Raw genomic sequence first — 20,854 nt, forward strand, 5'->3', positions numbered from 1 at the left:
CTTTTAGGGGTCACTTCAATGCACGGCTTTTTGTATTCTATGTCGAAGATTCCATATTTCTTGGGAAATGCGGAAGGTCCCGTCGATATATAGGGAAGACATTAGAGTGCTTCTTTACATTTCCGGATTTTAACTAATAATGTTTCGTATTCTTGTTCGAGAGATGAGATATCATTGTGATGATTTGGTATGGAAATTCGGCCGATGACTTCTGTTAATTTTGTTTGTAATCGTAACAACTCTTGCTCAGTAACGTTTACAGAATCTCCGGTGGTTCTTTTTGTGTGTTGCTCGTAATTACCGTGGAATACTCTAGGTTCACTCTCATCTACTTGTAGAATATGGTCTGCAACAGAGCGAATAAAGGCACGGTCATGGCTAATGAAAAGTATTGTGCCAGGATATTCTTGTAACATGGTTTCTAATTCTTCTTGCGTTGCTAAGTCTAAATAGTTTGTCGGTTCATCTAGCAGAAGCATATTATAGTTTCCTAAAAATACTTTTGCGAGTGCAACCTTCATTCGTTCACCCCCGCTTAGAACGTGCACAGGTTTATGAACATCCTCACGGCGGAATAGAAGTCGTGCAAGTATTGTGCGAACGAATGCTTCTGTATAGTTTGTTTCTTCTAGAACATTTTCTAAAATGGTTTTATCTGTTTTTAAAATAGATAATGTTTGTTCGAAGTATCCAATTTTACAACTTTTCGATAGCTGCATGCCACGCTCGTTTGTGAGAAGCATGTTGAACAAAGTGGTTTTGCCGCTACCATTTGCCCCTAAAACGGCAAGCTTTGCACCAGGGGCAATAGTTCCATTCATATTTTTAAATAGTATACGGTCGCCTATTTTCTTTGTTGCTTTATTGAATTGTACTGCCACCTTACTATGAATGGGTGTATGGTATTGCACGTCAAATTGAGCTTGAGAAAGATCCTTTGGCTTTTCCTTCTTTTCTAGTTTTTCGAGACGTGTCTCTAATGCTTTCGCTGCTTTACTAACCTGTTCTTGGCCATGAGCCCCACTTAACCTATAAAGTCTAGATTCAGATGAACTGAACCGTGTTGGGATTTTTTTCATGTTAGAAGCACGTTGCTTTCTTTGTAGAATGGACTGTTCTAAACGATTTTTTTCTTGTATATATTGCTCATATTCTGCTTGTTTTTGTATTCGTTCACGTTCTTTTTGTTTTCGATAGTTTGAATAATTACCTTTGTACTCTTGAATAATACCGTCTTCAATTTCAATAATTTTGGTACATATATTATCTAGAAATTCACGGTCATGCGATATTAAAACAAGTGCCCCTTTATAAGATGAAAGTGCCTTTTCTAATTGCTCTGTACCGACCATATCTAAGTGGCTTGTTGGTTCATCAGCGAATAAAATGCCTGCATTTTGTTCGAGAGCATGCGCAATCTTTAGTCGCATTCGTTCACCGCCGCTCATTGCGTCGGTAACGTTTGAAATACTCCATTTTCCTTTTGCGAGAGAAGAAGCGGTTTCCGGTAGTTCTTCGCTGAGCTGAGGAATGATGGCGATAGAACTATGATGAGTTACTATGCCTCTATCAGCTTCTATTTCTTTACTTAATATTTGCAATAACGTAGATTTACCAGCTCCGTTGACTCCGACAATTCCTATGCGATCCTGTGCTTGAATTTCCAGTGATGGTAATGTAAATAGTGTGCGATCACCAAAGCTCTTTTCAATATTACGTGCGAATAAAATAGTCATAAAAAAACCTCCCTAGTTTCACTAGAGAGGATAAATGTCGCCCTTGTATGTAAAAAATCGTACATAAATAAACGATTTTTTACATGATCGTTTCGAAAGAAAGTATCGACAAATGGACAGACTAATCCCCTGCTAGTTTTCATCATTTTTGTTCACTATTTGTGATGGATGAAATAAATAAGAGAATTAGAACTTCATTGGTCAAAGTACCTTCCTTTCATAATATTACTTTTATTGTATGCGCATACAAAAGGGTTTGTCAAACTTATTTCTGTTCGCTATTTTTGAATTTATTATTATACAATTTTGCTTTTGCCAGCGCCTCAGCATCGTTTTTAATTTCATCCAGTCCATTCGCATCTCCAATAACATAACCTTCAAATGAAGAACCAACAAAATCAAAGATATATTGGAATTGAGCAATAAGCGGTAATGCTTTTAGCTTTGGATTATCCCCGCCAACGATGACAACATACATTTTTTTGCCTTTCATTTTTTCTTTGAAATGAAGAGATGTATCGCGCAAGCTTTGTGACCAGCGATCAACAAAGTTTTTCATATGTCCACTCATTCCGTACCAATATAATGGTGTAGCAAAGATAATCGTGTCGTGCTCTAGCATGCGTTTGGTTAACTGCTCATAGTCATCATTTACGGATTGGAATCCTTCTGCATCATGACGTTGGTCTGTAATAGGATAGACGGTATGATCACGCAAATAAATTTGTTCTGTTTCAATGTCCTCTATCATCATATGTGTTAAAGCTTCTGTATTTCCGTTTTGTCTTGAACTGCCATGTATAACAAACATGTAATCATTCCTTTTCTTTTGCTTGTTTTAGGAGTGAAACGTGTTTTTGCAAATTCGCTTGGATGTTGGAAAGTAATGTGATTTGCTTTGTTACTTCATTGAGTTTATCTTCGTAAAGCGTAAGGATACTGCTACACGGATTGTCGTACAGGTGCGGTTCAATTTCAAGGCAGCGCAGCATCCTTGCCGTCTCTTCTAAATTTAAGCCAATTTGTAAGTACATTTGAATAAGCTCCACTTTTTCGATGGCACTTTCATCAAAATCACGGTAACCATTTGCGAGGCGCTTAGAAGGGAGTAAGCCCTTTTCTTCGTAATGTCTTAGTGATCTTTCACTAACGCCAGTTTCTTTTGATAATTCTCCAATTCGCAATGCGTTTCACTCCTTCTACATGTATTGTAAACCTTCACACTAATGTGAGGGTCAACTCTGTTTTTTCGCAAAAGAATCTACATGATTTAAGAACACTTGAATGGCTTTAGATGGAATGAAATATTTACCGCGTACGATGGAAAACGGACGGATTAGTTGTTCATTTGGAACTTCGACGTGGAATAGTTCTTTTGCTAGTAGCTCTTTCCGTACAGTCCAATCAGAAAGTATAGCGATGCCAAGACCGGCACTAACAGCTTCCTTTACACTTTGGATACTACTGAATGTAAAGAATCGTTTCATTTTTAAATGGTGTTGATGAATAAAGCGGTCACTATAAGCGCGTGTACCAGAACCACTTTCTCTTAGTACCCATACTTGATCTTGGAGTGTGCTTTCATTTATTTCCTTTGTGCGGAGTAGTGGATGATTTGGCGGAACGACGAGCTTCATTTCATCTTGCATAAATGTTTCAACGTTAACATCAGCGTATACGACTTGCCCTTCCACTAAGCCGATATCAATTTGATTAGAGCGAAGACTTTGCAAAACTTCTTCTGTATTTGAGATAAAGGTATGCACTTCGACGCGTGGATTTTCATTCGCATAGTTAGCGAGTATTTTTGGAAGTAAGTATTCGCCAATTGTAAAACTAGCACCGATGCGAAGTGTTCCTGTTACAACGTTATGTAGTTCATTAATTTCTTGCTTAGCATCTTCGTAAAGAGAGAGCATTTGCTTTGCATGAATATATAATATATTTCCAGCTTCCGTGACTTGGACATGTTTCGGAGATCGCTGAATGAGTGTAGTTCCAAATTCGTTTTCTAAGTTGCGTATATGCATACTTACGCCAGGCTGTGAAAGATTTAATAATTCCGCTGCACGAGAGAAGTGTTTCTGTTCAACGACAGTAACAAAAATTTTTAAAATGTCTACGTTCATTTGCAAAGCTCCTTTCGTTTTTCTTTCATCTTATCATAAGTATTTCTGATGATAGAGATTTGGTATTGGTATTAAACTTATTATAGAAACTCTCTTATAATGTAAGTAGAAAGAACATGCATGTTCCAATACGATTATTGGGGTGGTACAAGGTGGAACAAACACTTGTTATACAAAAGAAGAAGGGCTTTGGATTTTCGCAAGGAATTGGGATTACATTATTAATCGCAATTGCCGCGAAATATTTAGCAGAGCTTCCATTTTTAAATATTATGGGACAATTAGTAATTGCTATTCTAATTGGGATGGTTTGGCGCGCTGCAATTGGAGTTCCTCATGATGCGATTGCAGGAACGAACTTTGCGAGCAAGAAGTTACTGCGCTTTGGGATCATCTTACTTGGAATGCGATTAAATCTTGTTGATATTGCGAAGGCGGGGCCGAAAGTATTGGTCATCGCGGCGGTTGTTATTACATTTACTATTTTTGTTGTATACGGACTAACGAAAGTATTTAAAGTAGAAAAGAAACTTGGGATTTTAACAGCATGCGGTACGGCAATTTGCGGCGCGGCCGCGGTTGTGGCAATTGCACCGCAAGTGAAAGCAAAAGATGACGAAACAGCAGTTGGAGCGGCGATCATTGCAATTTTAGGTACAATATTTACGCTTATTTATACGTTATTATATCCAGTGCTTGGCCTATCTCCATACGGATATGGAGTGTTCTCAGGGGCGACACTGCATGAAATTGCTCACGTAATTGCGGCTGCGGCGCCAGGAGGAAGCACGGCTGTAGATATCGCAGTTATCGTGAAACTAACGCGCGTTGCAATGCTTGTACCAGTAGCGATTTTAATCGGATTATGGTTTGGTAAGAGTGAAGGTAGCGAGGGAAAAAGATCATGGCGCGAACTTCCAATACCATGGTTCATTTTCGGGTTCTTAGCGATGAGTGCAGTGCATTCGCTCGGGATTATTCCAGAAGTTGTTGCGGGATACATTGTTGTTCTTGCTTACATGCTTATCGCAATGGCGATGGCAGGGCTCGGTTTAAATGTAGAGTTTAAAACGTTCCGTAAATTAGGAAGTAAAGCATTTGTGGCGGGGCTGATTGGCTCGGTTTGCTTATCGGTTCTTGGATACGTTCTTGTATATGCGTTAGGATTTATGTAGTAGAGGAGAAAGCTGTTCCCGAAGGTATTTGGGGACAGCTTTTTCTTATGATTATAGTAGCGCTACGGATGTCGATATATTTGGAAAATCGCCGATATAAATGGAGTTGCGCTGATATATTTGGGAAATCGCTGATATATTTCAAGTTGCACTGATATATTTAGAAAATCGCTGATATAAATTGAATTACTCTTGTACTTTGTTAGAGTAGATGTTCAATGAAACATTTTTCTAAAATTTGTAAAGATATCTTTACTTATAACTGGAAAATATTTATAATTTAAGTAAAGATATCTTTACTTTTGAAGGTGGATCCTATGGGTGTGAAAAATAAAATAAAAGAGTTAAGAAAGCAAAATCATATAACACAAGTTGAAATGGCAAAGGTGATGCAGGTGACGCGGCAGACGATAGTGGCGATTGAAAATCATCATTACAATCCGAGTCTAGAGTTATCTTTAAAAATTGCCAAATATTTTGGAGTGAAGGTGGAGGAAATATTTACGCTGGAGTAAGGAGAAAGAAAATAAATGATAAGCTTGAGAGATTTCAATTAGAGTAAACGTTTAAATATATAAGGATTGGTTTTGATTTATTAATTAGTATCGCATCAACGAGCGTGTTAGCAACAAGGAATAATAGATAGAAAAAGGGGAACTGGGATGGGATTACCGGTGTTATGTGTCGCTACAGCTATATTTTCGCTTCTTTGGGGAATGCAAAACTTTTCTCGTAATCCAGTGCCGAGTATTTGTATTATGATTGGTACTGTAGGTTTATCGTATTATTTATTATTATTAGCCCATTATCATAAAACGGCAACGAGTGTTGTTGTTGGAGCACTTATTTTATTTTGTGGGCGCGCCATACAAAAGGGGTTATTTCCATAAAAGCTGTTTATACATTTTGTATAAACAGCTTTTTGTATTTTTTTTACAAAAAGCTTGAAAGTTACGTAACGTCATCTTTTATAATGAAAGGGAAGAGGTGATGGTAGTGATTTCAATACAAGAATTGACGAGAGAAACAGGGGTTACAGTACGTACACTACGTTATTATGATCAAATAGATTTATTAAAGCCGAGCGGAAAAACAGAGGGTGGACATCGGTTATATAGTGAAAATGACGTTATTCGTTTGCAACAAATTTTATTTTTAAAAGAAATGGGATTTTCATTAAAAGAAACTGCGAATATGTTAGTAAAAGGTGAGCTGGATTTAAAAAATTCGCTTGAAAAACAACTTCGGTTTGTACAGGAAGAACAAAAGAAATTTAATCGAATGGAGAGTGTTTTACAAGCAGTTGTTTATTCGGTAGATGTGGAGGGAGAACTCGATTGGAAAGTTATGTTTGAACTGATTCAGCTTTCGAAGCAGTCTCCTCGTATACGTGAAATATTTCAAAATGAAGTATTTTCAAAGGAAGAACAAAAATTGCTTCATAATTTACCAAACATGAGTAAGGAAGATCCGAATGTTTTAGAATGGGTAGATTTATTAAAGCAATTACGCACTTTTATGAAAGACGGTAAAGAAGCTGCTAGTGATGAGGTACAAGGGGCAATGAAGAGATTAATGCAGAAGTGTTTAGAAATGGCCAATGGTGATGAAGCGTTTTTAGATAAGTTATGGGAAGTTAGAAAATCGAAGGAAGATTCACAGAAAATGAGCATGTATCCAATTGAAGAAGAACTTTTAGTGTATATGGATGAGGCTTTTCGTATTTATGATGAAAGGGAGAAGGATAAATGAGCATACTCGCAGAATATCGTTGGTATTTTTTAATTGGGGCAGAAATTGTATTTTGGTTATCAGCTATCGGTTTCTTTTTACTTCGCTACGGATTCCGTTTGAAAAAGGCGAGTTTTATTATGGGAATTGTACTCCTCGTAAATGAAGTGTTTATTTTAACTTTAGGAGTAGTGGACTATTATCAAACAGGAAAGTTCTCTAACTTTCAAATTATTACTGTAATTATTTTATTGTATGCAGTTTTCTACGGGAAAAAGGATTTGAAGAAGCTTGATATATTTGCACAAAAATCAGTTGCGAAATGGCGTAATGAACCGGCGCCTATTATTGAAGAACAGGTAGAATTAACAGGCATGGCCTATGCAAAGCAGGAAATAAAAAATTGGGTATTACATCTTGTTTTATTCGTTGGTGTGCACATATTCTTTTTCTTCGCGTATGGATTTATTCCATTTGAACAATGGGGTAATTGGTTAGAATCGGGAATCGTTTTAAATAAAGCTGCAAGTCGCGTGAGCCAAGTGTGGGCGATTGTATTTTTAGTTGATACAGCAATTTCATTTTCATATGTGATTTTTCCGAAGAAGGAGAAAGGAAAAGAAAAGCTACTTTCATAGTTGAAAGTAGCTTTTCTGGTATACAAATAATTTTTATAGGAGAGGATGACAATAGAAAAAAGAATCAGCTGTATATGTCTATTTCTCTTTAGTTTAGTAGCATGTTCACCATCTAGCACTACAATTGATAAGAAGAATGATGTCATTGTAAAGGGAGTAGGAACTTCCAATCTAGATAAATTCGAACAGTTCGTTATGAACGTTGATCAAGGGGAAGTTGATAAAATAAGAATTGTACAGTATACCGATGAAGGTGACCCGGTTTTTCAAACGTTAGAGCATAGTGGGAAAGATATCCTTTATGTGTTAGATAGTAGACAAGACAAGTTTGCTGGTGACCATAAAGGATTACATAAAGATAGTTGTAAAAGTATTGTTAAAGAGCAGCGCGAATCAGAAAGTACTTATCGGTTAACAGATTGTACGAATGAAGATGGACGCAATGGATATGACTTATTATATGTATCAAAAAAATAGAGTTAGTAGAGGAAGGCAGTATTTACTCCTTCCTTTTTCTATGTGTATATTGTCGAAAACTTTACCGAATATCTGTTCGTTTTTTTAGGTTTTTTATAGGTATTCGTGGTAAAATAATAATACAGATTTTTTATGAGGAGGTCGGATTTTTTTGGAATGTCAATTTGAAATTGTCTCAGCGTATTCCCCGCAAGGTGATCAGCCGGTAGCTATAGAGAAGCTTGTAGAGGGAATTAATAGTGGAAAGAAAAAGCAAGTGTTGCTTGGAGCAACAGGAACGGGTAAGACATTTACGATTTCAAATGTCATTAAAGAAGTGCAAAAGCCAACACTTGTTATGGCTCATAATAAAACGTTAGCAGGGCAGTTATATAGTGAGTTGAAAGACTTTTTCCCGAATAATGCAGTTGAATATTTTGTTAGTTACTACGATTATTATCAGCCAGAAGCGTATGTACCACAAACAGATACGTTTATTGAAAAAGATGCGCAGGTTAATGATGAAATTGATAAATTGCGTCACTCGGCAACGTCTGCATTATTTGAACGGGACGATGTAATTATTGTTGCGAGTGTTTCTTGTATATATGGCTTAGGTTCTCCAGAAGAATACCGCGAGCTAGTTGTTTCGCTTCGAGTTGGTATGGAAAAAGACCGTAATCAATTGCTTCGTGAACTTGTTGATGTACAGTATGGACGTAATGATATTGATTTCAAGCGTGGTACATTCCGTGTGCGAGGAGATGTAGTTGAAATCTTCCCGGCATCACTTGATGAGCATTGTATTCGAATCGAATTTTTCGGTGATGAAATAGATCGTATTCGTGAAGTAAATGCGTTAACAGGTGAAGTATTAGCAGAACGTGAGCATGTAGCAATCTTCCCAGCATCTCACTTCGTTACACGTGAAGAAAAGATGAAGGTCGCTATTGAAAATATCGAAAAAGAATTAGAAGAGCGTTTAAAGGAATTAAATGAAAACGGCAAGTTGTTAGAAGCGCAGCGTATAGAACAGCGTACACGTTATGATTTAGAAATGATGCGCGAGATGGGATTTTGTTCAGGTATTGAAAACTACTCCCGTCATTTAACACTTCGTCCAGCGGGGGCAACGCCGTATACGCTATTAGACTATTTCCCGAAAGATTTCTTAATCGTTATGGATGAATCGCACGTATCAGTACCGCAAGTAAGAGCGATGTATAACGGGGACCAAGCGCGTAAGCAAGTGCTTGTGGATCATGGATTCCGTCTGCCGTCAGCTTTAGATAATAGACCGCTCACATTCGATGAGTTTGAAGAGAAAACGAATCAAGTTATTTATGTTTCAGCAACGCCAGGACCGTATGAGTTAGAGCAGTCGCCAGAAGTAATAGAACAAATTATTCGTCCAACAGGGCTTTTAGATCCACCAATTGATATACGACCAATTGAAGGGCAAATTGACGATTTATTAGGAGAGATTCAAGATCGTATTGCAAAAAATGAACGTGTATTAATTACGACTTTAACGAAGAAAATGTCAGAGGATTTAACGGATTACTTAAAAGATGTAGGAATTAAAGTTAACTATCTTCACTCTGAAATTAAAACGTTAGAACGTATTGAAATTATCCGCGATCTTCGCCTCGGTAAATTTGATGTACTTGTCGGCATTAACTTATTGCGAGAAGGATTAGATATTCCGGAAGTATCACTTGTAGCTATTTTAGATGCTGATAAGGAAGGGTTCTTGCGTTCAGAACGTTCATTAATTCAAACAATCGGTCGTGCCGCGCGTAATGAAAACGGCCGCGTTATTATGTATGCAGATCGTATAACGAAATCTATGGGAATTGCGATTGAAGAAACGAAGCGTCGTCGTAGTATACAAGAAGCTTACAATGAAGAGCATGGTATTACGCCGAAAACGATTCAAAAAGGCGTTCGTGATGTTATCCGTGCAACGACAGCTGCTGAAGAGACAGAAACATACGAAGCAACTCCTGCTAAGAAAATGACGAAAAAAGAGCGCGAAAAGACAATTGCGAAGATGGAAGCAGAGATGAAAGAAGCAGCAAAAGCGTTAGACTTCGAGCGTGCAGCTGAACTAAGAGATTTACTATTAGAATTAAAAGCGGAAGGGTGAAAAAAGTGAGTAAGAGCAAGGATTTTATCGTTGTAAAAGGTGCTAGAGCACATAACTTAAAAAATATTGATGTAACCATTCCGAGAAATCAGCTTGTCGTTGTAACGGGATTGTCTGGTTCGGGGAAATCATCATTAGCATTTGATACGATTTATGCAGAAGGGCAGCGCAGATACGTAGAATCGTTATCTGCGTATGCGCGCCAGTTTTTAGGACAAATGGATAAGCCGGATGTGGACACGATTGAAGGATTGTCACCAGCAATTTCAATCGATCAAAAAACGACGAGTCGTAACCCACGTTCAACTGTCGGAACGGTAACGGAGATTTATGATTACTTACGTTTATTATTTGCACGAATTGGTACGCCAATTTGTCCGAATCATGGCATTGAAATTACGTCACAAACAGTAGAGCAGATGGTAGACCGCGTTCTTGAATATCCTGAACGTACGAAATTACAAGTGTTAGCGCCTATCGTTTCTGGGCGTAAAGGTGCGCATGTAAAAGTACTTGAAGATATTAAGAAGCAAGGATATGTTCGTGTTCGCGTTGACGGTGAAATGCTTGATGTATCTGAAGATATTGCGTTAGATAAAAACAAGAAGCATTCCATTGAAGTTGTAATTGACCGTATTGTTGTAAAAGAAGGAATCGCAAGCCGTCTTGCTGATTCACTTGAAAGTGCATTAAAGCTTGGCGGGGGACGAGTGTTAATCGATGTTATGGGAGAAGAGGAACTTCTGTTTAGCGAACATCACGCTTGTCCGCATTGTGGTTTTTCAATTGGAGAATTAGAGCCGCGTATGTTCTCATTCAATAGTCCGTTCGGAGCATGTCCTTCTTGTGATGGACTTGGTTCAAAGCTAGAGGTAGATTTAGAGCTTGTTATTCCTAACTGGGATTTATCATTAAATGAACATGCGATTGCGCCTTGGGAACCAACAAGTTCACAATATTACCCACAACTTTTACAATCTGTATGTAATCATTACGGCGTTGATATGGATGTGCCTGTAAAAAATATACCGAAAGATTTATTTGATAAAGTGTTGTACGGAAGCGGGGAAGAGAAAGTTTATTTCCGCTATGTAAATGAATTTGGTCAAGTAAAGGAAAATGAGATTTTATTTGAAGGTGTTATTCCAAACATTGAACGTCGTTATCGTGAAACGAGTTCCGATTACATTCGTGAGCAAATGGAAAAGTATATGGCAGAACAAGCTTGTCCAAAGTGTAAAGGTGGACGCTTAAAGCCTGAGAGTTTAGCTGTATTTGTTGGCAATAAAACGATTGCTGACGTAACGAAGTATTCAGTTCAAGAAGTACAAGAATTCTTCTCGAATGTAGAGCTAACGGAGAAGCAACAAAAAATAGCTCATTTAATTTTAAGAGAAATTCAGGAGCGCGTTGGGTTCTTAGTGAACGTTGGTTTAGATTATTTAACGTTAAGTCGTGCCGCAGGAACTTTATCAGGTGGTGAGGCGCAGCGTATTCGTTTAGCGACGCAAATTGGTTCTCGTCTAACTGGCGTACTTTATATTCTTGATGAGCCTTCAATTGGTTTACACCAGCGTGATAACGATCGTCTTATTCGTACATTGCAAGAAATGCGCGATTTAGGTAATACGTTAATCGTTGTTGAACATGATGAAGATACGATGATGGCTGCTGACTATTTACTTGATATAGGGCCTGGTGCAGGTATTCACGGTGGACAGGTCGTTTCAGCGGGGACGCCGGCTGAAGTTATGCAAGATGAGAATTCATTAACAGGGAAGTATTTAAGTGGTAAAGAGTTTATTCCAGTTCCACTTGAAAGACGTAAAGGTGATGGACGTAAAGTAGAGATTGTCGGCGCAAAAGAGAATAACTTAAAGAATGCGAAAATGTCATTCCCACTCGGTACGTTTGTAGCGGTAACAGGGGTATCTGGTTCTGGTAAAAGTACGATGATTAATGAAGTACTATATAAATCGCTAGCTCAAAAGTTATATAAAGCGAAAGCGAAGCCAGGTACTCATAAAGAGATTAAAGGTCTTGAACATTTAGATAAGGTAATTGATATTGATCAATCACCAATTGGTCGTACACCACGTTCTAATCCAGCGACGTACACAGGTGTATTCGATGATATTCGTGATGTGTTTGCACAAACGAATGAAGCGAAAGTGCGCGGATATCAAAAAGGACGTTTCAGCTTTAATGTAAAAGGTGGCCGTTGTGAAGCGTGCCGTGGTGATGGAATTATTAAAATCGAAATGCATTTCCTACCAGATGTGTATGTTCCGTGTGAAGTTTGTCATGGTAAACGATATAATCGTGAAACGTTAGAAGTGAAATATAAAGATAAGAATATTTCTGAAGTGTTAGGGATGACAATTGAAGATGGAGTAGAATTCTTCGCCAATATTCCTAAAATTAAGCGTAAACTTCAAACGCTTGTAGATGTTGGGCTTGGTTATATGAAATTAGGTCAACCAGCAACAACATTATCTGGTGGGGAAGCACAGCGTGTGAAATTAGCTTCTGAATTACACCGTCGTTCTACAGGTCGTACGTTATACATTTTAGATGAGCCAACGACTGGTTTGCATGCGCATGATATTGCACGTCTTCTAGAAGTGCTGCAACGTCTGGTTGAGAGCGGTGAGACGGTACTTGTAATTGAACATAATTTAGATGTAATTAAAACAGCTGATTATATCGTTGACCTTGGACCAGAGGGCGGAGATAAAGGTGGACAAATCGTTGCTTCCGGAACGCCAGAGCAAGTAGTGAAAGAAGAACGCTCATACACAGGTAAGTATTTAAAAGAGATTTTAAATCGTGATAAAGCAAGAATGAAAGAGAAAATAAAAGAAGTAGAGTTATCGCAATAAGTTTATTGATGAAAACCGAGTGGAAATGACGCTCGGTTTTTATTGTATAGGGGGAGAAGATGGAGTTTTTAGAGGTGTTAAGGAAGAAACATATGAAGGTAAGAGAGTTTCAAAGTTGGGGTGTATATTTTCGAAAGTGCTGGGAGGATCACTTTGCAAATCATTTAAGTGATAAAGAAAAAGAAGATATTTTTCTTTATGGAGATAAGTATGCATGTGGTTATCTATGGCACATATTTAGTTATGAGAAAAAGAAGTGTTTAGAGGGTAAAGAAGGAGAAAACGCGTTTCATAATGAAGTGAAAAAGGATTGCTACATTTTCTATCAACACTGTGATGAGGTACTGTTAATAAAGGATGCGAGTTTATTACATATGGATGATATATTGTGTGAGACAGACGATGCGTATAAAGGTGATATCTATATCGTAGATAAAGATTTCACTTGGACCTTTGTAAAAACTCATGAACATAGGTGGTGTGGTCCTTATTTTGTGAGGAAGTGTTAGTAGGTATACAAGCATGAAAGATAGAATAAGTTGATATAAGTGTTTGTATCATACTTGCGTTTATTATCTATTAGCGTATGATGAAATATATATGTTTAAAAGGATGTGTGACGAAATGAGATGGATTGTATCACTTCTTGTAAATAGCGTTGTGTTAATCGCTGTATCGGGACTTTTAAAAGGGATTGCACCAGATGCATTTTACGTAGCAAATATACAAACTGCAATTATTGCGAGTATTATATTGGCGGTTTTAAATGTGTTCGTAAAGCCATTTTTAATTTTAATTACGCTACCAATTACTGTTGTAACTTTCGGCTTCTTCTTAATTGTTATTAATGCGATTACGTTAAAAATAGCAGATTCATTATTAGGAGATGCTTTTAATATATCAGGATTTGGTGTAGCGATTGTTGCGGCAATTTGTATTTCAATTTTTAATATGATAATTGAAAAGGCAATTGTTGAACCTCTATATGGAAAAAAGAGAAAGTGACAAAAAGAAAAACATTTCATTATTCGTATGAAATGTTTTTTTCTATTTATTAGAAACCGTATTTCTTGTTTCCAGAAAAAAATGGTACAATATCCGATAGAATGGAATTTTACATCAAACGAGACTGAACCCGCAGCGGAGTGGAGGTTTATACATATGCCGAAAGTAAGGACAAAAGATTTAATTGAACAATTTCAATTGGAGTTAATCAGTGGTGAAGAAGGCATTCATCGTCCGATTGATACAAGTGATTTATCACGACCTGGAATTGAAATGGCAGGATTTTTTACATATTATCCAGCAGATCGTGTGCAGCTTCTTGGAAAGACGGAGCTTACGTTCTTTGACACGTTAACGTCAGAGCAAAAACAAGAGAGAATGAAAGCGCTTTGTACTGAGGAGACGCCATGTATTATTGTAACTCGTAATCAAGATGTACCAGATGAGTTATTACAAGCATCACGTGAATCAGGTATGCCTTTATTACGTTCTTCTCAAACGACAACTAGATTATCAAGTCGTTTAACCAACTATTTAGAAGGTAAGTTAGCACCAACAACTGCTGTTCATGGTGTGTTAGTAGATATTTACGGTGTTGGTGTTTTAATTACAGGTCAAAGTGGTGTTGGTAAAAGTGAGACAGCTCTTGAGCTTGTAAAGCGTGGTCACCGTCTTGTTGCGGATGATAGTGTAGAAATTCGTCAAGAAGATGAAGACATGTTAGTCGGAAGCTCACCAGATTTAATCGAGCATTTATTAGAAATTCGTGGTCTAGGTATTATTAACGTTATGACGTTATTCGGTGCAGGGGCAGTACGAAATTATAAGCGTATTACACTTGTTATTAATCTTGAAATTTGGGATCAAAAGAAAAATTACGATCGCTTAGGTCTTGATGAAGAGAAGATGAAAATTATTGATACAGAGCTTACGAAGATTACACTTCCAGTTCGTCCTGGTCGAAACTTGGCTGTTATTATTGAAGTAGCAGCGATGAACTTCCGTTTAAAACGTATGGGAGTCAATGCAGCACAGCAGTTCTCTGAACGATTAATGAGTGCAATTGAGTTAGGAAATCAGGAGTAAACTTTGGAGAGGGAGGTCATATACATATGCTGTTAGCTTCTGTACCACAGCTTGACCGTGTAGCTATCCAACTTGGGCCGTTTCCTGTGTATTGGTACGGGATTATTATCGGTACAGGTGTGCTATTAGGTCTTTGGCTGGCAACTCGCGAGGGAGAAAGGCTAGGTATTCCAAAAGATACATTTGTTGACCTTGTATTAATTGCAGTACCGATCGCTATTCTTTTTGCGAGAATGTACTATGTTATTTTTGAATGGGAATATTACGCACAAAACCCGAGTCAAATTATTAATATTCGTCAAGGTGGTTTGGCGATTCATGGTGGTTTAATCGGGGCTGTTATTACAGGTGTTCTTTTTGCGAAACGACGCGGACTTTCTTTCTGGAAGTTGGCTGATATTGCTGCACCAAGTATTTTACTAGGACAAGCAATTGGCCGATGGGGAAACTTTATGAACCAAGAGGCGCATGGTGATGAAGTAACGAGACAGTTTTTAGAAGGTCTTCATTTACCGGATTTTATTATTAATCAAATGTATATTGAGGGTGTGTACTATCATCCGACGTTTTTATATGAATCATTATGGAATTTTGCAGGCGTAATTTTACTACTTGCATTAAGAAAAGTGAATTTACGTCGCGGGGAGTTATTCTTCACATATTTAATTTGGTATTCAGTAGGACGCTTCTTCGTAGAAGGCTTACGTACAGATAGTTTAATGCTAGGACCACTTCGTATTGCACAAGTAATGTCAATTGGACTTGTTGTTATTTCTATTATTTTCATTATTGTGAGACGAAAAATGGGGCAAGCTGATAAAAGATATTTAGAAAATTAGAGACAAGTAGCATCTTATTATAAGATGCTGCTTCTTTCATATTCAGGAAGGCGAAAGGACTAAGGCGATGAGAATAAATACAGTTTTATTTGATTTAGATGGAACTTTAATTAATACAAACGAACTTATTATTTCTTCTTTTTTACATACTTTAAATACATATTATCCAAATCAATATAAGCGTGAAGATGTATTGCCATTTATCGGTCCATCTTTGCATGATACTTTCAGTAAGATTGATGAAAGTAAGGTTGAAGAGATGATTACAAGTTATCGCGAATTTAACCATGATCATCATGATGAATTAGTAGAAGAATATGAAACTGTATATGAAACAGTTCGAGAGTTGAAGAAGCAAGGTTATAAAGTTGGTATTGTTACAACGAAAGCGAGACAAACCGTTGAGATGGGATTACAGTTGTCAAAGCTTGATGAATTTTTTGATGTTGTCGTGACAATTGATGATGTAGAGCATGTGAAACCACATCCAGAGCCACTTCAAAAAGCGCTTGAATTATTAGATGCAAAACCAGAAGAAGCATTGATGGTTGGGGATAATCATCATGATATTGTCGGTGGTCAAAATGCGGGGACGAAAACAGCTGCGGTTTCATGGACGTTGAAAGGTAGAGCGTATTTAGAGGCTTACAAGCCGGACTTTATGCTAGATAAAATGAGTGATTTGCTACCGATTTTGTCTAATATGAACCGTTCATAAAGGTCCAAGTAAGTTAGTAGAGGAGCGAGCTAAGTGCGACGGACAACGCGCTATCCTGTTTCAGGAGAAAATTCATTATGGAATGTGTATAAAACAGTGTCTTTTTGGAAGGTAATGAAAAACTTTATTATTATCCAAATTGCACGTTACACGCCATGTTTATCTGTGAAGAATTGGTTGTACCGCACTTTTTTACGGATGAAAGTAGGAAAGAAAACATCATTTGCGCTTATGGTAATGCCGGATATTATGTTCCCAGAAAAGATAACTGTGGGAGAGAATTCGATTATTGGCTATAACACAACGCTTTTAGCACATGAATATTTAATTCGTGAATATCGACTTGGAGAAATCGTCATTGGAAATGAAGTGATGATTGGAGCGAATGTAACAATATTACCAGGTGTGAAAATTGGAGACGGTGCGACTGTTTCAGCTGGCACACTTGTTCATAGAGATGTACCGAGCGGTGCTTTCGTAGGTGGAAATCCAATGCGTATTATTTATACGAAAGAGCAAATGACCGCCAGAGAAGGTTCATGGTGAAAATGTAACATTTCTCCTCTTTTTTTATGAATAAAAAGGAAATAATTGAGTATAATATACTGTTTTGTTTTTTACGGAATCGTTTATACTTATAGATAGAAGAATGTGTGAACGAAGAAAACAAAAAACTGGAGGATATATGGGGAAAAATCAAAGGATATATAAGGAGAACGGACAAGTTATCTCTTTTAATCAATTAGCGGACTTCTTTTATAAAAAAGGGATGAGAGCTTACAAAGGACAAAAATTGCAAGATGCAATTAAATATTTTCGAAGAGCGGCACAAAGTGAGAAGGAGCCGTTTATTTTATGTCAATTAGCAACAGTATTATCTGAGGCTGGTGAATATCAAGAGTCGAATCAAACCTTCTTAAAGTTAGTTAGATCTAATCCTGAACTTGAACAGTGCTATTATTTTATTGCAAATAATTATGCATATATGGGGTTATTTCAACAGGCGAAGAAATATGCGGATCGCTATTTAGAAGTTGCAAAAGAGAAGGAATTCGTAGAAGATACATTAGAACTTCTAGAGATTATGGAAGAAGAAGCAATGGGTGCGGAAGAGATTGAAGATGAAGATGATTTAATTGTTATGCAGGAAGAAGCGAATCGTTATATTCGTAATGGACAATTAGAAGAAGCAATTGCTACATTAGAAATTGTTACGAAAGATTATCCGGAATTTTGGTCAGGTCATAATAATTTAGCCATTGCACATTTTCAATCGGGTAATGTAGACAAAGCGCTGAAGTTAACAGAAATGATTTTAGAGAAAAATCCTGGTAATATACATGCGCTTTGTAATACACTTATTTTTCTATATTCAATTGGAGAGCATAAACAAGTAGAAGCATTAGCGGGACAGCTAGTTTCAGTATATCCAATTTCATTTGAACATCGTTTGAAACTGGGAACTACACTTGCAACAATTGGTTATTTCGAGCATGCATATAAATGGTTCAAACTATTAAAGCGTCAAGGATATGAGGGAGACGTTAGTTTTTATTATTGGTTTGCATATTCTGCTTATATGGTGAAAGATCAGCAACTAGCTGAAAAAATGTGGCAATATGTCGTGGAATTGCATCCTGATAAAAAGGGAAAAGAACCGTGGAATGCGCTGAATTTAGCAGATGAAGGACAAAACGTGTTATTTGAAGAATTACGAAAATCATTTCAGCAAAGTGCGACGCTAGAAGAACAAATGCTAGCTTTATATTTAATGAATGAATTGTCAACGCCGGAGAAGGTGGGATTCTTCTTTGATATAACGCAAGCGAAGAACGGTGTTCCCATCGTATCACAACTTGCAAAGTACTTCTTTTTACTTAATAGTCATAAGAGTATTCCAGCTGATTTACAGCAATTTGAGCAGTGCGCGAGAATCGCGGATGCATTATACAATTATACGAAAAAAGATGATGAATTAATTGAAGAGTGTTTACACTTTTGGTTTTGTACGTTCATACGTTTATATACATCTGGAGACATATTTACAAATGTGTACGGCTGGTCAGCTGCGATTGAATACATTGTACGCGGCGAACAAGGAAATAAAATGACACAGTCGGAGCTTGGAGATGTATATAATGTATCTGTAGCGACTGTCCGAAAGTATGTGCAAGCTGTTAAGCGTACGCACACATAAGATAAGCAAATCATTGGGAAAAAAATGATGCTAACAGTATAATGAGGGTAACTTAATTGTGTAGGAATGGATAGGAGTGAATAGTGTGTCAGAAGAAAAAATTTATGATGTCGTTATTATTGGTGCAGGACCAGCTGGTATGACAGCTGCAGTATATACATCTCGTGCAAATTTAAGCACATTAATGCTTGAGCGTGGTATTCCAGGTGGCCAAATGGCAAACACGGAAGATGTAGAAAACTACCCAGGTTATGAGTCTATTTTAGGACCAGATTTATCAAATAAAATGTTCGAGCATGCGAAGAAATTTGGTGCTGAATATGCATACGGTGATGTGAAAGAAGTCATCGATGGTAAGGAATACAAAACAATTATTGCTGGTAAAAAAGAATATAAAGCACGTGCAATTATCGTTGCAAGCGGTGCAGAGTATAAAAAAATTGGTGTACCGGGTGAAACAGAACTTGGCGGCCGCGGTGTATCATATTGTGCAGTATGTGACGGAGCATTCTTTAAAGGAAAAGAACTTATCGTAATTGGCGGCGGAGATTCTGCTGTTGAAGAGGGTGTGTTCTTAACGCGCTTCGCATCAAAAGTAACGATCGTTCACCGTCGTGACACGCTTCGTGCACAGAAAATTTTACAAGACCGTGCTTTCCAAAACGAAAAAGTAGATTTCATTTGGAACCACACGATAAAAGAAATCAACGAAGCAAGTGGTAAAGTAGGAAGTGTAACACTTGTGGACGTAAATAGTGGAGAAGAGAAAGAAGTCAAAACTGACGGCGTATTCGTATACATCGGTATGTTACCTTTATCAAAACCATTTGTTGAACTAGGTATTACAAATGAAAATGGTTACCTTGAAACGAACGAGCGTATGGAAACGAAAATTCCTGGTATTTTCGCAGCTGGTGATGTTCGTGAAAAAATGCTTCGTCAAATTGTAACTGCAACAGGTGACGGTAGTATTGCAGCGCAAAGTGCACAACATTACGTAGAAGAATTATTAGAGGAATTAAAAACTGTATCAGAAAAATAAGGGATAATATACCTTGTGAGAAGAAAGCTACCGACAGGAGCTTTCTTCTTTTTTTGTGTGAAAATGTAAAAGTTTTGTCAAAAAATATAAGGATTATAAGCTTTCTTATTGATATACTGGACTTTACGGAAAAAATCACTATAAGAAATGAGGAATTTATTCAGTATGGAATGGCGTAATATATATCGTGGATTTTGTATGGGCGTTAGTGATTTAATTCCTGGTGTGAGCGGCGGTACAATCGCTGTTGTGTTAGGGATTTATGAACAATTGCTTGCGGCAATTAGTGGATTCTTTAGTCGTGAATGGAAAAAACATTTAGGATTTTTAATTCCACTTGCAGCTGGTGTGGCAGCGGCATTTTTAACGTTAAGTCACGTTATTAAATATTTACTTGCAAATCATTATGAACCGACTCAATTTTTCTTCCTCGGTTTAATTATTAGTATATTACCGATGTTAATGAGGGAAGCTGATGCAAAGTCGTCGTTTAAAGGTAAGCACATCGTTTTATTAATAGTTGCAGCAATTCTTGTTGCGATTACAGCTTTCTTTAAACCAGATAAGGCAGCAGATCCAATTACGACGTTAACAATTTTAAATGCAATTGGTTTATTTTTCGCAGGATGGATGGCTAGCATGGCCATGCTGCTTCCTGGAATTAGTGGATCGTTTATTTTATTAATTATTGGTGTGTATCCAACAGCAATTAACGCTTTAACTACACTTAACTTACCTTTAATCGTGGTTATCGGTGCTGGTGTTATGGTTGGATTTGTTGTAAGTAGTAAAGGCATTAGTTTTTTATTAGATCGTTATAAAAGTATGACATTTGCGGCAATTATTGGACTTGTAATCGGTTCGATTGTAATTGTATTCCCTGGGATTCCGACTGGTGGATTTTCAATTATAAGTTCAATCATTACCTTTATTTTAGGATTTGCGATTGTTACTTATTTCGGTAAGAAATAAGGGCTTTAATCCCCTTGGCGATAAAAATCGTTAAGGGGATTTTTCATGCTATTCATTCAAAGTATAAGCATTTACATTGCTTGTTATAGAAAGCTTTTT

The 20,854-nt window shown here is 37.3% G+C and carries 21 protein-coding genes; 17 read left to right on the plus strand and 4 right to left on the minus strand.

The features are described 5' to 3' along the window. Positions 1 to 101: 101 nt before the first annotated feature. The 4 genes from abc-f to DN401_RS07480 form a co-directional block, all read right to left on the minus strand. Positions 102 to 1,736: a ribosomal protection-like ABC-F family protein gene (gene abc-f, locus DN401_RS07465; RefSeq protein ID WP_149287647.1), complete on the minus strand. Its 1,635-nt coding sequence runs from the start codon at positions 1,734 to 1,736 to the stop codon at positions 102 to 104. A gap of 265 nt (positions 1,737 to 2,001) precedes the next feature. Then, positions 2,002 to 2,547 (minus strand): flavodoxin family protein, encoded by a 546-nt coding sequence (locus DN401_RS07470; RefSeq protein ID WP_074553741.1) that lies wholly within the window; start codon positions 2,545 to 2,547, stop codon positions 2,002 to 2,004. 4 nt (positions 2,548 to 2,551) lie between these two features. Beyond that, a complete protein-coding gene (locus DN401_RS07475) occupies positions 2,552 to 2,920 on the minus strand; it encodes a MerR family transcriptional regulator (protein WP_001219204.1) in 369 nt (122 codons plus the stop codon). A 51-nt stretch (positions 2,921 to 2,971) separates the two neighbouring features. Further along, the gene (locus DN401_RS07480; protein ID WP_001100009.1) at positions 2,972 to 3,865 is read right to left on the minus strand and encodes a LysR family transcriptional regulator; all 894 of its coding nucleotides are present in this window, start codon (positions 3,863 to 3,865) and stop codon (positions 2,972 to 2,974) included. Positions 3,866 to 4,017: 152 nt separating this feature from the next. Between DN401_RS07480 and DN401_RS07485 the strand changes: the two genes are divergently transcribed. The 17 genes from DN401_RS07485 to DN401_RS07565 all read left to right on the plus strand — a co-directional run bounded on the left by DN401_RS07485 (position 4,018) and on the right by DN401_RS07565 (position 20,755). After that, positions 4,018 to 5,040 carry a YeiH family protein gene (locus tag DN401_RS07485; RefSeq protein WP_000438415.1) on the plus strand — a complete coding sequence of 341 codons (1,023 nt, stop codon included), beginning with the start codon at positions 4,018 to 4,020 and terminating at the stop codon, positions 5,038 to 5,040. Positions 5,041 to 5,357: 317 nt separating this feature from the next. After that, positions 5,358 to 5,555, plus strand: coding sequence for a helix-turn-helix transcriptional regulator (locus DN401_RS07490; RefSeq protein WP_000538370.1), 198 nt, complete (start codon positions 5,358 to 5,360; stop codon positions 5,553 to 5,555). A 147-nt stretch (positions 5,556 to 5,702) separates the two neighbouring features. After that, a complete protein-coding gene (locus DN401_RS07495; protein WP_000524139.1) occupies positions 5,703 to 5,930 on the plus strand; it encodes a hypothetical protein in 228 nt (75 codons plus the stop codon). A 100-nt stretch (positions 5,931 to 6,030) separates the two neighbouring features. Then, positions 6,031 to 6,792: a MerR family transcriptional regulator gene (locus DN401_RS07500; protein ID WP_000260344.1), complete on the plus strand. Its 762-nt coding sequence runs from the start codon at positions 6,031 to 6,033 to the stop codon at positions 6,790 to 6,792. Beyond that, positions 6,789 to 7,409: a hypothetical protein gene (locus DN401_RS07505; protein ID WP_000025211.1), complete on the plus strand. Its 621-nt coding sequence runs from the start codon at positions 6,789 to 6,791 to the stop codon at positions 7,407 to 7,409. Before DN401_RS07500 ends, DN401_RS07505 begins: the two co-directional genes overlap by 4 nt. A gap of 45 nt (positions 7,410 to 7,454) precedes the next feature. Beyond that, a complete protein-coding gene (locus DN401_RS07510) occupies positions 7,455 to 7,886 on the plus strand; it encodes a DUF4362 domain-containing protein (protein WP_000151273.1) in 432 nt (143 codons plus the stop codon). Positions 7,887 to 8,037: 151 nt separating this feature from the next. Further along, positions 8,038 to 10,014, plus strand: a complete 1,977-nt coding sequence (gene uvrB, locus DN401_RS07515) for an excinuclease ABC subunit B (RefSeq protein WP_149287648.1) — start codon at positions 8,038 to 8,040, stop codon at positions 10,012 to 10,014. Between the two features lie 5 nt (positions 10,015 to 10,019). Further along, positions 10,020 to 12,896, plus strand: coding sequence for an excinuclease ABC subunit UvrA (gene uvrA, locus DN401_RS07520; protein WP_000045572.1), 2,877 nt, complete (start codon positions 10,020 to 10,022; stop codon positions 12,894 to 12,896). Between the two features lie 59 nt (positions 12,897 to 12,955). Continuing rightward, positions 12,956 to 13,405: a DUF4275 family protein gene (locus tag DN401_RS07525; protein ID WP_000394736.1), complete on the plus strand. Its 450-nt coding sequence runs from the start codon at positions 12,956 to 12,958 to the stop codon at positions 13,403 to 13,405. Positions 13,406 to 13,520: 115 nt separating this feature from the next. Further along, positions 13,521 to 13,901: a phage holin family protein gene (locus DN401_RS07530; protein WP_001267310.1), complete on the plus strand. Its 381-nt coding sequence runs from the start codon at positions 13,521 to 13,523 to the stop codon at positions 13,899 to 13,901. A 156-nt stretch (positions 13,902 to 14,057) separates the two neighbouring features. Next, positions 14,058 to 14,987, plus strand: a complete 930-nt coding sequence (gene hprK, locus DN401_RS07535; protein ID WP_001127250.1) for an HPr(Ser) kinase/phosphatase — start codon at positions 14,058 to 14,060, stop codon at positions 14,985 to 14,987. A gap of 26 nt (positions 14,988 to 15,013) precedes the next feature. Further along, entirely contained in the window at positions 15,014 to 15,826 is an 813-nt protein-coding gene (gene lgt / locus DN401_RS07540) for a prolipoprotein diacylglyceryl transferase (RefSeq protein ID WP_000922849.1), read from the plus strand. Between the two features lie 67 nt (positions 15,827 to 15,893). Further along, entirely contained in the window at positions 15,894 to 16,544 is a 651-nt protein-coding gene (gene ppaX / locus DN401_RS07545) for a pyrophosphatase PpaX (RefSeq protein ID WP_001222403.1), read from the plus strand. A gap of 33 nt (positions 16,545 to 16,577) precedes the next feature. Beyond that, positions 16,578 to 17,090 carry an acyltransferase gene (locus DN401_RS07550; RefSeq protein WP_001255055.1) on the plus strand — a complete coding sequence of 171 codons (513 nt, stop codon included), beginning with the start codon at positions 16,578 to 16,580 and terminating at the stop codon, positions 17,088 to 17,090. 139 nt (positions 17,091 to 17,229) lie between these two features. Beyond that, a complete protein-coding gene (locus DN401_RS07555) occupies positions 17,230 to 18,741 on the plus strand; it encodes a tetratricopeptide repeat protein (protein ID WP_000517741.1) in 1,512 nt (503 codons plus the stop codon). Between the two features lie 85 nt (positions 18,742 to 18,826). Further along, positions 18,827 to 19,783, plus strand: a complete 957-nt coding sequence (trxB, locus tag DN401_RS07560; RefSeq protein WP_001288078.1) for a thioredoxin-disulfide reductase — start codon at positions 18,827 to 18,829, stop codon at positions 19,781 to 19,783. A gap of 165 nt (positions 19,784 to 19,948) precedes the next feature. After that, positions 19,949 to 20,755: a DUF368 domain-containing protein gene (locus DN401_RS07565; RefSeq protein WP_000455196.1), complete on the plus strand. Its 807-nt coding sequence runs from the start codon at positions 19,949 to 19,951 to the stop codon at positions 20,753 to 20,755. The last annotated feature ends 99 nt before the right edge of the window (positions 20,756 to 20,854 follow it).

This window comes from Bacillus sp. BF2-3 (genome assembly GCF_008368795.1).
GTDB classification, from domain to species: Bacteria; Bacillota; Bacilli; order Bacillales; family Bacillaceae_G; genus Bacillus_A; species Bacillus_A cereus.

Excerpts from the sequence above, each read along its gene's own strand:
- DN401_RS07530 (WP_001267310.1), top strand. The coding sequence starts at position 13,521 with ATGAGATGGATTGTATCACTTCTTGTAAATAGCGTTGTGTTAATCGCT.
- DN401_RS07495 (WP_000524139.1), top strand. The coding sequence starts at position 5,703 with ATGGGATTACCGGTGTTATGTGTCGCTACAGCTATATTTTCGCTTCTT.
- DN401_RS07470 (WP_074553741.1), bottom strand. The coding sequence starts at position 2,547 with ATGTTTGTTATACATGGCAGTTCAAGACAAAACGGAAATACAGAAGCT.
- ppaX (WP_001222403.1), top strand. The coding sequence starts at position 15,894 with ATGAGAATAAATACAGTTTTATTTGATTTAGATGGAACTTTAATTAAT.
- abc-f (WP_149287647.1), bottom strand. The coding sequence starts at position 1,736 with ATGACTATTTTATTCGCACGTAATATTGAAAAGAGCTTTGGTGATCGC.
- lgt (WP_000922849.1), top strand. The coding sequence starts at position 15,014 with ATGCTGTTAGCTTCTGTACCACAGCTTGACCGTGTAGCTATCCAACTT.
- DN401_RS07480 (WP_001100009.1), bottom strand. The coding sequence starts at position 3,865 with ATGAACGTAGACATTTTAAAAATTTTTGTTACTGTCGTTGAACAGAAA.
- DN401_RS07505 (WP_000025211.1), top strand. The coding sequence starts at position 6,789 with ATGAGCATACTCGCAGAATATCGTTGGTATTTTTTAATTGGGGCAGAA.
- DN401_RS07555 (WP_000517741.1), top strand. The coding sequence starts at position 17,230 with ATGGGGAAAAATCAAAGGATATATAAGGAGAACGGACAAGTTATCTCT.
- DN401_RS07565 (WP_000455196.1), top strand. The coding sequence starts at position 19,949 with ATGGAATGGCGTAATATATATCGTGGATTTTGTATGGGCGTTAGTGAT.
- DN401_RS07490 (WP_000538370.1), top strand. The coding sequence starts at position 5,358 with ATGGGTGTGAAAAATAAAATAAAAGAGTTAAGAAAGCAAAATCATATA.
- hprK (WP_001127250.1), top strand. The coding sequence starts at position 14,058 with ATGCCGAAAGTAAGGACAAAAGATTTAATTGAACAATTTCAATTGGAG.
- DN401_RS07500 (WP_000260344.1), top strand. The coding sequence starts at position 6,031 with ATGGTAGTGATTTCAATACAAGAATTGACGAGAGAAACAGGGGTTACA.
- DN401_RS07510 (WP_000151273.1), top strand. The coding sequence starts at position 7,455 with ATGACAATAGAAAAAAGAATCAGCTGTATATGTCTATTTCTCTTTAGT.
- DN401_RS07525 (WP_000394736.1), top strand. The coding sequence starts at position 12,956 with ATGGAGTTTTTAGAGGTGTTAAGGAAGAAACATATGAAGGTAAGAGAG.